Source organism: Paenibacillus sp. AK121 (genome assembly GCF_019042715.1).
GTDB classification, from domain to species: Bacteria; Bacillota; Bacilli; order Paenibacillales; family Paenibacillaceae; genus Paenibacillus; species Paenibacillus polymyxa_C.
Map to the genome: position 1 here is coordinate 38793 of NZ_JAHPJM010000012.1, position 13773 is coordinate 52565.

General features: G+C 45.2%; 12 protein-coding genes. 3 read left to right on the top strand and 9 right to left on the bottom strand.

Annotation, left to right across the window (positions count from 1 at the left end):
• Window positions 1-197 precede the first annotated feature (197 nt).
• A complete protein-coding gene (locus tag KSP24_RS19435; RefSeq protein WP_013370145.1) occupies window positions 198-2093 on the bottom strand; it encodes a PrkA family serine protein kinase in 1896 nt (631 codons plus the stop codon).
• Between the two features lie 282 nt (window positions 2094-2375).
• On the opposite strand from KSP24_RS19435, the gene KSP24_RS19440 reads away from it, so the two are divergent.
• Window positions 2376-3209 carry a DUF2161 domain-containing phosphodiesterase gene (locus KSP24_RS19440; RefSeq protein WP_064963898.1) on the top strand — a complete coding sequence of 278 codons (834 nt, stop codon included), beginning with the start codon at window positions 2376-2378 and terminating at the stop codon, window positions 3207-3209.
• A gap of 20 nt (window positions 3210-3229) precedes the next feature.
• Here KSP24_RS19440 and KSP24_RS19445 read toward each other — a convergent pair whose 3' ends face one another.
• Together KSP24_RS19445 and KSP24_RS19450 are read right to left on the bottom strand one after the other, a co-directional pair.
• A complete protein-coding gene (locus KSP24_RS19445; RefSeq protein ID WP_013370142.1) occupies window positions 3230-4483 on the bottom strand; it encodes an aminotransferase-like domain-containing protein in 1254 nt (417 codons plus the stop codon).
• A 48-nt stretch (window positions 4484-4531) separates the two neighbouring features.
• On the bottom strand, window positions 4532-5188 hold the full coding sequence (locus KSP24_RS19450) for a response regulator transcription factor (protein ID WP_165081466.1): 657 nt from the start codon (window positions 5186-5188) through the stop codon (window positions 4532-4534).
• A gap of 271 nt (window positions 5189-5459) precedes the next feature.
• Here KSP24_RS19450 and KSP24_RS19455 point away from each other — a divergent pair, with 271 nt between their 5' ends.
• Both KSP24_RS19455 and KSP24_RS19460 read left to right on the top strand, forming a co-directional pair.
• The gene (locus KSP24_RS19455; protein ID WP_013370140.1) at window positions 5460-5867 is read left to right on the top strand and encodes a hypothetical protein; all 408 of its coding nucleotides are present in this window, start codon (window positions 5460-5462) and stop codon (window positions 5865-5867) included.
• On the top strand, window positions 5864-6931 hold the full coding sequence (locus KSP24_RS19460) for a phosphodiester glycosidase family protein (RefSeq protein WP_058711782.1): 1068 nt from the start codon (window positions 5864-5866) through the stop codon (window positions 6929-6931). Before KSP24_RS19455 ends, KSP24_RS19460 begins: the two co-directional genes overlap by 4 nt.
• Window positions 6932-7030: 99 nt before the next feature.
• Here the strand turns inward: KSP24_RS19460 and KSP24_RS19465 are convergent, their stop codons facing one another.
• From KSP24_RS19465 to KSP24_RS19490, 6 genes are all read right to left on the bottom strand, one after another.
• Complete coding sequence (locus KSP24_RS19465) at window positions 7031-7279, bottom strand: AbrB/MazE/SpoVT family DNA-binding domain-containing protein (RefSeq protein ID WP_014599574.1); 249 nt, start codon at window positions 7277-7279, stop codon at window positions 7031-7033.
• A gap of 376 nt (window positions 7280-7655) precedes the next feature.
• Window positions 7656-8120, bottom strand: a complete 465-nt coding sequence (gene trmL, locus KSP24_RS19470) for a tRNA (uridine(34)/cytosine(34)/5-carboxymethylaminomethyluridine(34)-2'-O)-methyltransferase TrmL (RefSeq protein ID WP_025676392.1) — start codon at window positions 8118-8120, stop codon at window positions 7656-7658.
• 243 nt (window positions 8121-8363) lie between these two features.
• Window positions 8364-9455: a 3-phosphoserine/phosphohydroxythreonine transaminase gene (gene serC / locus KSP24_RS19475; RefSeq protein ID WP_013370136.1), complete on the bottom strand. Its 1092-nt coding sequence runs from the start codon at window positions 9453-9455 to the stop codon at window positions 8364-8366.
• 269 nt (window positions 9456-9724) lie between these two features.
• Complete coding sequence (gene glnA, locus KSP24_RS19480) at window positions 9725-11149, bottom strand: type I glutamate--ammonia ligase (RefSeq protein WP_216976305.1); 1425 nt, start codon at window positions 11147-11149, stop codon at window positions 9725-9727.
• Window positions 11150-11415: 266 nt separating this feature from the next.
• The gene (gene aroF / locus KSP24_RS19485; RefSeq protein ID WP_025676390.1) at window positions 11416-12459 is read right to left on the bottom strand and encodes a 3-deoxy-7-phosphoheptulonate synthase; all 1044 of its coding nucleotides are present in this window, start codon (window positions 12457-12459) and stop codon (window positions 11416-11418) included.
• A gap of 265 nt (window positions 12460-12724) precedes the next feature.
• Window positions 12725-13681 carry a 4-hydroxy-3-methylbut-2-enyl diphosphate reductase gene (locus tag KSP24_RS19490; protein WP_216976307.1) on the bottom strand — a complete coding sequence of 319 codons (957 nt, stop codon included), beginning with the start codon at window positions 13679-13681 and terminating at the stop codon, window positions 12725-12727.
• Window positions 13682-13773 lie beyond the last annotated feature (92 nt).

Here is a 13773-nt window from a genome sequence, read left to right on the forward strand (position 1 = left end):
CAACTTTTTAGAAAATGTTAAAAAAGCAGAAGATTGATTGTGATTGTTTACATATTAATTTCAGAAAAGTATATAAATTCAACTCCCTAATATTACAAAAAAAGAACCCGCCAGCACCTCAAACGCTCTGTGCCTGCCGGATTCTCTTCACCATCCATTTCAATCCATAGCTTCATTACACAATTGTTTATTTCCCCTTACCGATTCAGGAGGCTGCCTACATACCTCAATAAATCGTTGGCGCTGGCTCCAGTGTAGCCATGCTCCTCAATCAGTCGCTTAATCACCTCATTCATCCGTTTGAGCTGATTAGCATCAGGCGTTTTGGTCGAAGTTGTGATCTTCACAATATCCTTCAAATCGGCGAACAGCTTCTTTTCAATGGCTTCTCGCAGCCGATCATGATGATGATACTCAAACTTTCGCCCCTTGCGGGAATAGGCGGAAATACGGATTAATATTTCCTCACGGAATGCCTTTTTCGCATTTTCCGACACCCCGATCTGCTCCTCGATGGAACGCATAAGCCGCTCATCCGGGTCGAGCTCCTCATCTGTGAGCGGATCGCGGATTTTCGCCCAATTGCAAAAAGCTTCGATGTTATCTAAATAGTTATCAAACAGCGTCTTGGCTGATTCTTCGAAAGAGTACACAAAGGCCTTTTGTACTTCTTTTTTCGCTAATTCATCATATTCCTTACGAGCCACGGAAATGAAATTCAGATAACGCTCCCGCTCTTCCTTGGTGATGGAAGCGTGTTGGTCTAAACCATCCTTAATGGCTCGTAAAATATCCAGAGCATTGATGGACTCCACATTTTGCTTAATCAGCGCACTGGAAATACGATTAATGACGTACCTTGGGTCTACGCCGGACATGCCTTCTTCCAGAAACTCATGTTGCATCTCCTTCAGATCGGCCTCCTTATAGCCTTCGACCTCCTCACCGTCATACATGCGCATCTTTTTAACCAGATCCATACCCTGCTTCTTGGTTTCTTTCAACCGGGTGAGCACAGAGAAAATGGCAGCCGTTCGCAGCGCATGAGGAGCGATGTGAATATGACGCATGTCACTTTGCTCAATGAGTTTGGCATAAATCTTTTCTTCCTCGGACACTTTCAGATTATAGGGAATGGGCATTACAATCATCCGCGATTGCAACGCCTCGTTCTTTTTATTCGCAATAAAGCTTTTATACTCCGATTCATTCGTGTGAGCTACGATCAATTCATCTGCACTGATGAGCGCAAACCGTCCGGCCTTGAAATTTCCCTCCTGGGTCAGAGACAATAAATTCCATAAAAATTTCTCATCGCATTTCAGCATTTCCTGAAATTCCATCAGTCCGCGATTCGCTTTATTCAGTTCTCCGTCAAATCGATAGGCGCGCGGATCAGATTCCGAACCATACTCCGTAATGGTGGAAAAGTCGATGCTGCCTGTCAAATCGGCAATATCCTGTGACTTTGGATCAGAAGGACTGAACGTACCTATGCCGATCCGGTTTTCTTCCGATATAAAGACCCGCTCCACACGCACCTTTTCGATGTCGCCATCAAATTCCGTACGCAATCTCATCTGGCAGGATGGGCACAGATTACCTTCAATGCGTACACCCAGTTCCTTTTCGAATTCGGGACGCAACTCATGAGGAATAAGATGAAGGGGATCTTCATGCATAGGGCAGCCCTCTATAGCATACACAGCTCCCTGATCTGTTCTTGAAAACTTCTCCAGCCCACGCTTTAGCAAGGTGACCAGTGTCGATTTCCCTCCGCTAACAGGTCCCATCAAAAGAAGGATACGCTTGCGGACATCGAGCCGCCTGGCTGAGGAATGGAAGTACTCCTCCACCAGCTTCTCCAGTGCACGATCCAGCCCAAAAATCTCCTGCTCAAAAAATTTATATCGCTTATGTCCCCCAACCTCTTCTACACCAAAAGATTCAATCATTTTGTAAACCCGTGCATGAGCGGTCATCGCCGGTGTCGGGTCTTTCTTGAGTATCTCGATATACTCTCTAAAAGTGCCGTTCCAGGCCAAGCGGTTGTTCTCCGCTCGGTACTCCGCAAGGCGGTCAAAAATATTCATGCTCGGTTCCTCCCATGACTGCGTAATGACTATCCTCCACTCTTGATGATTATGGCTACACTCGTCACGCCTTTCAGGATATGATGCGATCCTCTTAAAAAAAGTGTAATACATACCTATGCAGATTGATTTCAGAATTGACCTATTTTTTGTGACAGGTCTCTACGCTTTTTCCAAAAACAAAGGGATTCACTATGTTAAAATAGACAACAACGACGCGGACCTGACGCATTATGGTACAATATAAGCTCGGAATAATGGGATAAAGGAGCGGGAGAATCCATGGCGGTTCGGCATGAGACGGAGCTGTACGCTCCAGTCAAAGCCTTTTTTGAAAATTTGGGATATGAAGTCAAAGGAGAAGTGCGTAACTGCGATTTGGTGGGAATCAAGCCAGGGCAGCAAACGCCACTGATTGTGGAGATAAAAAAGACGTTTAACCTGGCGTTAGTGCTGCAAGGTATGCAGCGCTTGAAGCTAAGCAGCAATGTATATGTAGCCGTAGAACGGAATCGTGCCAAAAAAGGGGCGGTGAATCAACGCTGGAATGAACTGATCGGACTGTGCCGCCAGTTGGGGCTTGGCTTGCTCACCGTCACGCATTTTAAAACAAAGCCTCCGCTCGTTGAGGTGCTGTGTAAGCCCGTGGCATCTAGTGATGATGTTTACAAAACGACTGCCATTCGTCGCGGCTCGCGCAAGGAAAAGCTGCTGCGAGAATTCCATGCACGCAGCGGTGACCACAATATCGGCGGGAGCACCCGGCGCAAGCTGGTCACTGCCTACCGGGAAAAAGCGCTGCGCGTAGCCGCTGCTTTGCAGGGCATGGAGGAAGCGGCTCCCGCGCAGCTCGCCCGCACAGCAGCCGTCAGCGATGCTGCTGCCGTACTCCAGCGTAACTACTACGGCTGGTTTGAACGTGTAGCCCGCGGTCGCTATCGGCTGACTCCGTTCGGTGAAGCCGCCCTGAGCGAGTATGCGGAAGTGCTGCAGCAGCAGGGGATTGAAACTTCCGCTGGAATGGCGGCAGAGTTTAACGAGAGTAGCGAGCAATTGCAGATTGCGGACGCATCCGTCGGTTATTCCACCATTGTAGCGGAAGCAGAGGATGACTGACCCTCGGATAGTTGTTTTGACTAGCTTCGCGCAGTAAATTCTCCGATCGTCTCACCGATTAGATTCATGCCCATAAGCAGCTGTTCTCGGCCCGGGTGGCTAAAGTTAAGGCGAATATGGGACGCACCTTCATCGCCAACCGCACACAACGCACCTGGCATAAAGGCTACACCCTTGGGTAGCGCCGCTTTGAGCAGCAAGGCGCTGTCCAGCCCAGCGGGCAATTTCACCCACACATACATCCCACCAGATGGAATATGATACGTCACATCTTTCCAAAACGGACGCTTCAGCAGCTCTAAGAGTAATTGGAGCCGAGTTGAATATTCCTTGTTCAACATTGCCAAGTGCTCGTGCCATTGAAAACGCGAGTTGGTCAGCAATTGGAACAGCAGCCGTTGGTTCATCGTACTGGATTGCACGTCAGCCAGCTGCTTCAAGGCGTACATCCCTTCAATCAGCGGCGCAGGACCAGCCGCCCAGCCAGTTCGCAGTGCAGGGGCAACTGTTTTATTAAATGAACCGATATATAGCACTTGACCACCCTGACCCGCATGATCCAGCGCGAATAGTGAGGGGTAAGCCTCTGCAAACTTTCGGCTCTGCGCATGCGGACTCTTATCATGAGTTTCGTGCTTTGTCTTAAAATGCAATTCACCGTAAGAATCGTCCTCAACGACTAACACCTCATGACGTCTACACAGATCCAAAATTTCCTGCCGTCTAGCCGCGCTCCATAAGGAGCCTGTCGGATTCGTAAACGTTGGCGTAGCAAAAAAAAGCTTGGGACGATAACGGATCATTAAAGCTTCAAGCTTATCGGGAATAACGCCCTCTCCATCTGATTCTACAGGAACGACCTGCGCCCCTTGCATAGATAGCACCTGCAAACATCCAGGGGATGTCGGGTTCTCGACCAATACCGGATCACGCTCATCCACCATCAGCCTTACGATCAAGTCAATAGCCTGCTGGCTACCTGTGGTGAGAAGGATTTGACCTGGCGGTACTCTTACTCCTTTACGCTGTTCCCACTCTCCCGCAAGCCATGCCCGCAACGGAAAATAACCCTCCGGTTCACCATACTGGAGGGCGTCAGGGCCGGAGCCAAACACATCATGAGCCGCTTCTTCCAATAGTTTCACCGGAAACAGCTCTTGTGCGGGCAATTCTTCAGCCAAAGATATAAAGGAATGTTTTCTCGCATTTTCCCGGATATGACGCACTGGAGAAGCCAACATCGCAGCCGTTCGTGAAGCAAAGGAATATTGCATGAACATCCTCCTTCTCCTGAAAATAGTCATGATCTCCGGGCTGACGCGTCAAGCATATAACTGCTTCATCTGACGCGCATATAAGGCATAACGTTCAATCGCCTGCGCCCGGCTGGACACACCTAATTTCGCATAAATTTTACGTAAATAATTATCAATGGAGCGCCGACTAACTTCGATCTCGACAGCAATTTTGTCATATGTAATTCCCTGTACAATACGTTCCATAATAAAAACTTCGGTTTGCGTCAATTCGTCAAAAGGCTCCGAAGCCATTAACGGCATAAATGGCCAGTTTCCACAACGAATCCAATCCATCGGTAATGAAGCAAATCCTTCGCGCAAACCGTTGATCAGGTGAATTAACTGGCTCGGTGATGCCTGCTTGGATAGCATTCCATTTGCACCAAGCGAGATTAACTGCTGGAACAACGTAATATTGTCCTCATCCGTCATAATAACAATATGGCTGTCCGGAGACAAGACCCGCATTTGTGTCAAAAACGGTTCCGCCGTTCCCTCAGGCAACCTATAGTCCATTAAAATAATTTCCGGGCGAATGGAGCAAACCAGCTCCAGGCCTTCTGTGCCGGAGGAAGACATCCCTCTAACAAGCAAATCCTGCTGGTCTTCCAAAATAAGCTTTGTTCCCAGCATACTTGTAGGATGAATATCTATGATGACCACCTGCCATATTTTTCTCATATCTAAACCTCCTGATTTACAAAAAAATACATATTTAACGAAAATAATCATAAAACTAAAGAATGCTTATGTAGAAATTGCGTAAATGTGAACGTATAGGAAGCGAAAACGATTTAAGGAAATTGTATCCTAGGACTTCCTTCCGATGCAATCTCTTTTTCCAATATTTTTATATGACTATTTCGCTTTTGCGAAATAAATAGGCCCATGATAGAATTGGTACTGCAAATAAAGACTGGAAATTTGAATTTACACGGGAGTTGAAAATCGCATGCAAGCTTCACCTGAACGTCCTCCTGCCGAAGCCCGGCGGAGCAATTCAAGAAAGGGGTTGCCCGTAAAGACTTTTCTGCTATTTTGGTTCATTCTTATTATACTAGGTGCTCTCGCAACCTATCTGTATAGCAATCACTTGAAGCAGCAAATGCTAAACGAAATGCAAACCCATACAGACCAACAGATTCAGGCACTCAAATCCGACTATGAAAAGCAACTGACTGCACTTTCCAAGGAAGTTAGCGGATTGCAGGGCAAAGTTCAGTCCTTCAACGAACTACTGACCTTTACAAAGGATAATGCCAATAACAAGACCGATAATAGCAATAAACTGTATACTCAATTAAATGAAGTCAAGCAGCAACTCAATACACTTCAGAAAAAAATGGACTTGCTAAAATGAATGTAGATACAAAGCTAGTAAACCGGTTCTTTATGTTGGCCCTTGCTCCTTTTATCGGTTTGTTAGGGTGTATTTTGTTAGTGCATCCCCCTTTGAGCTTTCCTAAATCTACATCTCCGAGTCTGCAAAAAGCCGAAATCACTCTACAAGCGCAATCAGTAGGCAAGCAGCTTGATGAAGCCAAGCAAACAGCAACGTATACCTTATCTACGATTCGCCGGACGTCTGAGCTCTACAAACAAACGACCCAAACGATGAATCAGCTTGTCGTGACTGCCTCTGCGCAGTCCAAGCGACCCGCGGTTATCTATAATCGTCGCATCACTGCCAAACTGGGTGTTCCCTATTACCAGGTAGATAGCAACCGGATTACCATTGAATTATTTAAAGTAAACCCGGGAATTTATCACGGATACGCTATGAAAGTCAAACTTAAAGATCCTACGGCAATGAAAATGTCTTTGGGAAATGACAAGTTGGGTGGCTCAGAAACGACCATGCGTGCAGTCTTGAGACACGGAGCTATTGCTGGCATCAACGCAGGCGGCTTTGCCGATGGAGATGGCAAACGCTATCCATTAAGCACTACTGTCTTGAACGGCCGCTACCTTACTGGCTTTCAGTCGAGTTTCAAGGACTTGTCATTCGTTGGATTGAGTAACGACGGCAAGCTTATTGGGGGCAAATTTTACAATCAAGGTGCTCTTGACAGCTTAAAACCTGCCTTTGGAGCTACCTTCGTTCCCGTTCTGTTACAAAGGGGACAAAAAGTGCCTATTCCTGATAAATGGAAAGTCTCTCCCAAGCGGGCTCCACGTACAGTCATTGGCAACTATAAAGATGATCAGTTGCTCATTATTGTCGTAGACGGCTACAATGAAAGTGGGGGTTCAGGTGCAACGCTCGAAGAACTCCAAGGGAAGATGTTCAATCTGGGTGTTCAAGATGCTTATAATTTGGACGGCGGCGGTTCCTCGTCCCTTATACTAAACGGCCGAATCGTAAACAAACCGTCAGATGGTAATTTGCGTCCAGTCCCTACTCATTTTTTGTTCTATAAATAGTTAGGTGTAGTTTACTATCCAATTAAATATATGCTGTTCAGGCATAGCTCTATCCGAAAAAAAGCATCACGAACGAATGTCGTGATGCTTTTGCCTCATTTAGGAGGAGTACTGTGTCATTTCTGTCAAGCATTGAGCACAAATATAACGTTCTTTGAAATCGTTCACTTGTTCTATTGAGCCGCAGAATACACATTTTGGACGATAACGCTCCAAAATAATATGGTCGCCCTGAACCAAAATTTCGACAGGATCTCCCTCATTCATTTGATATCTTTTACGTAGTGACTTAGGCAGAACTATTCTCCCCAACTGATCAACTTTACGTACCACACCGGCAGGTTTCATCGTGATCGTACACCTCTCCTATTGAGTATTAGCTTTCAATTTTCTTTCCAGGCGAAAAACTAGGTACAAAGACACTATTCTTTATGTAGTATTCGCTGTCTTTTTGTCGAATCCTGCTGATCGCAGGAAATTTTATTACATTTTTTCATAAAATCATGAACCATATCAAAGTATGGTACAGAATGTCTATAATATTTTTATCGACCGGAAAGCTAATTATCATTAGCTTTCACAGAGAATTTCCGCAAATTTATGACCATATATCCTTTATTCAAACTCTACTATCTTGTACTTTCGAGCAATAATAGTGCAACTTTTATCAGCAACTATGGTCCTGGTTCTTTATTCGCATTTATACTTGATCGATTGATGTTTATTACGATAAACCTGGAAAATCCAATTGTCTCAGCGCTTCATATACAATAATCGCAGCGGAATTCGACAAGTTTAGAGATCTTACTTTATCTGACATTGGCATCTTGATACATGTATCAGGATTAGCAGCTAACAGCTCAGGAGGCAAACCTTTCGTTTCTTTACCAAATACCAAAAAGTCTCCATCCTGAAATTCAATATCACTATACTGCTGTTTTGCCTTTGTCGTCGCATAAAAAAAGCGACCTGCTTGATATTTCTCTTGTACTTCAGCAAAAGACTCGTGATACTCAATGTGGACAGCATACCAATAATCAAGCCCAGCCCGTTTTAACGTAGCATCATCGGTACGAAAACCCAGTGGCTTAACCAGATGCAGATGAGTTCCGGTTGCAGCACATGTTCTGGCAATATTCCCTGTGTTAGCTGGAATTTCCGGCTCGACAAGCACAATATGTAATGGCATCAGTTTTTCATTCCTTTCATCATTAAATTCATCAGACAAATAACCTAAAGTCTAACCAAAATGTGTACGCTGAAAGCATGCACTCTCTTCATTTTAACAAAATCAGAGGGATATAGACATCAAACGACAAAAAAATATCAATTTCCCTACACCACTAAAAGCCTTCCCCTATACACATTCAGGGAAGGCTTTATTTTTACTTTTCGATTTCAAATACGTGTATCGAAATATATGTCTGTGTAATCAACTGTTACGTTGCTTAAATCCATCCATAAACTCGGCTAATGCTTGACAGTTCTCCAGTGGAACCGCATTGTAGATCGAGGCGCGAAGCCCCCCTACACTACGATGCCCCTTCAATCCGATGAAACCCGCTTGTTCGGATTCTTTAATAAATTGTTTTTCCAGATCCTCATTTGCAAGGCGGAAGGTTACGTTCATAATAGAACGATCAGCACTGTCCACACAGCCACGATAGAAGCCTTCGCTTCTGTCAATACGGTCGTATAGCAGAGCAGCTTTCTGCTGATTCACACGCTCGATGCCTTCTAAACCGCCTTCCTCCTGGATCCATTTGAGTACTTCATTCACCATGTATATGGCAAAGGATGGGGGAGTATTGTAGAGAGAGTTATTCTTTTGATAAGTACTGTAACGCAGCATTGTAGGAATATTACCTGGTGAGGAAGCCAGTAGCTCTTCACGGGCAACCACGACCGTTACACCAGAAGGTCCCAGATTTTTTTGCGCACCAGCATAAATCAATCCAAATTGAGTAACATCAAAAGGTTTGCAAAAAATATCACTGGACATGTCCACAATCAGCGGTACGGAACCCGTATCCGGGAATTGCTTAAATTGTGTACCTTCAATCGTCTCATTGGACGTCATATGCACATATGCAGTATTCTCAGGCAAGTCCAAGGAATCCACATTTGGAAGACGCATGTATTTCTCATCAGCGGAGGAGGCGGCAATGTGAGCCTTGCCCAATAGCTTAGCTTCTTTATATGCCTTGTCCGACCAGCTACCTGTCATTACATAGCTTCCGATCTGCTCTTCACTCAAGAAATTTAAAGGCAGCATGGCAAACTGCGTACTTGCCCCCCCTTGGAGGAACAACACCTTGTAGCCTTGTGGGTTGCCCAGCAGAGATAACAAACGTTCCTGCGCCTCATTATGAACAGATTCATACACGGCTCCACGGTGAGACATTTCCATGATGGACATCCCTGTTCCCTGGAAATCTACGAATTCAGCTTGTACACGTTCCAGTACTTTAAGCGGCAATGCCGCCGGTCCTGCATTAAAATTGTAGGCTCTCTTACTCAACAATTTCCCATCCCTTCTCTACTCTGGTGTGGATATTATCGCTATGATAGCAGTATTCATAAATGCGTTCAAGACTTGTATAAAAATGTTTCCGAATTCCTTTACGATGTGACAAAGCTGTGAATGTTAATATATTTAACATCTTCATTTTGTAATATTCTTCTTAATGGTAAAAGGTCTCCGGCGTGAGACCGGAGACCTATCTTGAACAACAACTATTCCCCGCAGGCTAATGAGCGTTATTCAAAAGCAGCTATGCTATCGATGCAGTATTAGCAGTCAAAATACAAGCTGTATTCATGTGGATGAACACGGATATTCACCGATTTAGCTTCAGAACGTTTGAACTCTACATAGTTATCAATAAAGTCCTTCGTAAATACGCCGCCCTCAGTCAGGAATTCGTAATCGGCTTCCAGAGCGTCCAGAGCTTCATCCAGTGTACCAGGTACACTGCGGATTTTGCCTTTATCAGCATCAGACAGCTCATAGATGTTAGTGTCGAGTGGACCATAGCCCAATTCGATTGGGTTCAGTTTGCGCTTGATGCCATCCAGACCCGCCATCAGCATTGCTGAGAAGGCGAGGTAAGGGTTAGCTGTGGAGTCCGGTGTACGGAACTCGATCCGACAGCCTTTAGGAGTAACAGCCGCTACTGGAATACGTACAGCCGCAGAACGGTTACCTTTGGAGAATACCAGGTTAACCGGCGCTTCGTAACCAGGAACGAGACGTTTGAACGAGTTGGTACTTGGGTTGGTCAAAGCGATCAACGCAGGTGCGTGGTACAGAATACCACCAATGTAATGAAGAGCCATTTCGCTCAGATTAGCATAACCACCTTTTTCGTAGAACAAAGGAGTATCGCCGTCAAAAATAGATTGGTGAACGTGCATACCACTTCCGTTGTCCCCGAAAATTGGTTTCGGCATGAATGTTGCCACTTTACCATATTGACGAGCTGTGTTGTGTACAATGTATTTATAAACGAGCAGGTTATCTGCTGTTTTCTTGAGTGTATCAAAACGGAAGTTGATTTCCGCTTGGCCTGCTGTAGCCACCTCATGGTGATGGCGCTCAATTCTCAGACCTGCTTCTTCAAGCAAACGGCACATTTCACTACGAATGTCTTGTTGGGTGTCTACTGGTGCTACAGGTACATAGCCGCCCTTCACTCCCACTTTAAAGCCCAGGTTGCCGCCTTCTTCCTTGCGGTTCGTGTTCCAAGCTGCTTCCTCAGAATCTACGAAGAAGGAGGAGCTGTTCATGCCACTTTCGTAGCGAACATCATCAAAGATGAAAAATTCAGATTCAGGTGCAAAGAATGCCGCTGTGCCCACTCCTGCGGATTGCAGAAATTCCTCAGCTTTTTTAGCAATGCCACGAGGATCACGGTCATATTTTTCGCCGTCTGGCGTAGCAATGTCACACAGGATATTCAGTGTAGGATGCTGAGTGAAAGGGTCGATAAAAACCGCTTCTGGATCGGGCAGCATAACCATGTCGGATTCCTCAATGCCACGATAGCCGGGAATGGAAGAACCGTCGAAAGCAACACCGTTAACAAATGTTTCTTCATCTACTTCGGAAGCTGGCAACGAAATATGGTGAGCACGACCAGACAAATCTACAAAACGAAAATCTACCCACTCAATATTATTTTCTTGAATTGTTTTCAATACGTTTTCAACGGACATGTCTTCTTCCTCCCAATTTTTCCGAACATTAAGTCTTATACAACCCTGAAATGTTCATGATCGAATGTTTTTTTCTGTCGTCATTATAAATCTCAAACATGACACGGGTCAATAGCTATGTAAGGTATTTTTTAAACTAATGTTAGATATGCTTACGCCCTTGATAACATTTAAACAATACAAAAAGCCCGAAACATCGGGCTTTTTGGTGATTTTACTCTCATTTACTGCATTGCGGCAAAACTTTTATGCATTAATGTTAATAATTAGTTTTTAGATACGGCACTAGGCGTGTGGAATGTTTTCCCAATTGCAGGGGCTAACAGTTCTAAATCTTTTAGTAAATCTGCAAATTGATCCGGGAATAGGGACTGTACACCATCACCCGTCATCGAGTTGTCAGGGTCTGTATGCATTTCAATAATTAAACCATCCGCTCCGGCAGCTACCGAAGCCTTCGTCATAGGAACAACCAGTTCACGTCTACCTGTGCCATGGCTAGGATCGGAAATGACCGGTAAATGGCTCAACTGTTGCAAAACAGGGATCGCGGACAAATCGAGCGTATTTCTCGTGTAAGTTTCGAATGTACGGATACCGCGCTCACACAACATAACATTCGGATTGCCGCCTGCCAAGATGTACTCAGCAGCATTCAAGAACTCGTCATAAGTCGAGCTGAAACCGCGCTTGAGCAATACTGGCTTGCCGCAAGTACCCAGCTTGCGCAGAAGATCAAAGTTTTGCATATTACGTGTACCTACTTGCAGAATATCGGCGTATTCCGCGCAGATGTCTACGTATTCAGGTGTCATGACCTCTGTGATGGTCAAGAGATCGTGCTTCTGGCCCGCCTCAGCCATCATGATTAAACCTTCTACACCCGTTCCTTGGAAGCTGTATGGCCCTGTACGCGGCTTAAAAGCACCTCCACGAAGGACTTGCGCGCCTGCAGCTTTGACCAATCCGGCAATTTCATCGATCTGTGCAGCAGACTCAACAGCACATGGTCCTCCCATAACGACTAGCTCGCCCCCGCCGATATTTACACCTTTGATGGAGATCACCGTATTTTCCGGATGAAAATCACGGCTGGCCAATTTGTAGGACTTCGAAATTTTAACCACATTTTCTACACCCTTCATTTGGCGTAGATGTTCTGCCAGCTTCGGCTCTACGCTTCCAATCAGTCCGATAATCGTACGATCCGATCCTCGCGATACATGAGCCTGCAATCCTTCTTTTTCAATAACTTCAACAATAGCTTGAATATGTTCTTCAGGTGTTTGAACACCAGCGATTACGATCATTTTTTTCTTCCTCTCTATAAACCATATTTTACAACCACATAGGATAATATTATGACACTTAGACGCTTGTTCGCTTTTAAGCTTTTATTCGTTAAAGCAACTATACCTGTTTTAGCTCGACTCGTCAAGGCTTAATTATCCCGACTTGTTCTATTTTTTTGAATTAGTGTAGCTGGTCTAATTGGATAATATCGGCACTTAAACAGTTTAAAAAAAGCCGCTACCCGGACTTTGTATCCGAATAACGGCTGTAATCAATCACATACTAATTCGTCGTTTTTGACTTTTCTCGTACAGGAGGCAACAGTTTTTTCATATCAATAGTTCGCCGAATCTCCCATGTTTCCGGGTTATCCGCATCATACTGTTCCAAATACGTAATGACCTCTTTGGTAATCAGCGTAGGTGTTGAAGCCCCGGAGGTCACAGCTACTTTGGCTACGCCCTCAAGCCACTCCCTCTTCAGCTCGGTTATATCAGAAATACGATAAGCCGTGGTACCAGCTATTTCCTCCGACACCTGAGCCAATCGGTTGGAATTGTTGCTTCGCGGGTCACCGACTACAATTACCAGATCCGCCTGTCCTGCCTGCTCAGCTACCGCTTCCTGACGTACCTGCGTCGCCAAACAGATTTCATTGTGTATTTCGGCACCTGGGTACTTCTCCAACAGCTTCTTCATAATGTGCTTGATGTCCCATTGACTCATGGTTGTCTGGTTCGTAATCAGGATTTTGTCTGCTGACAGTGTAAGACCGTCAATCTCTTCTTCCTTTTCAATCAGATGAACATGGTCAGGAGCAATACCGATAGCTCCCTCTGGCTCTGGATGATTCTTTTTGCCAATATAAACAATCTGATAGCCTTCGGCTGACTTCTCCCGGATCAGATCATGTGTCTTCGTCACGTCAGGACAGGTTGCGTCAACCGTAGTCAATCCCTTGTCACGTGCCAGCTTGCGAACCTCTGGTGATACGCCATGAGCAGTGAAGATGACAGTACCACTCTCTACCTGGCTTAAAATCTCCATCCGGTTCGGTCCGTCCAATGTAATGATCCCTTCGTCTTCAAAGGAATTGGTAACATGACTGTTATGAACAATCATGCCTAGTATATAAATAGGCCGGGGTAAATCCAAATTTCTGGCTGCCTGACGAGCCAATACCATGGCATCGACTACGCCGTAGCAGTAACCCCGGGGCGAAATTCTGAGTACCTCCAAAAATAGCCCCCACTTTCTTCGACACAGTATACAGCTCCAATAACTGGACAGCTGTGGGCTTTTATGCCTCTACCGGCCAATTCTATGATGTA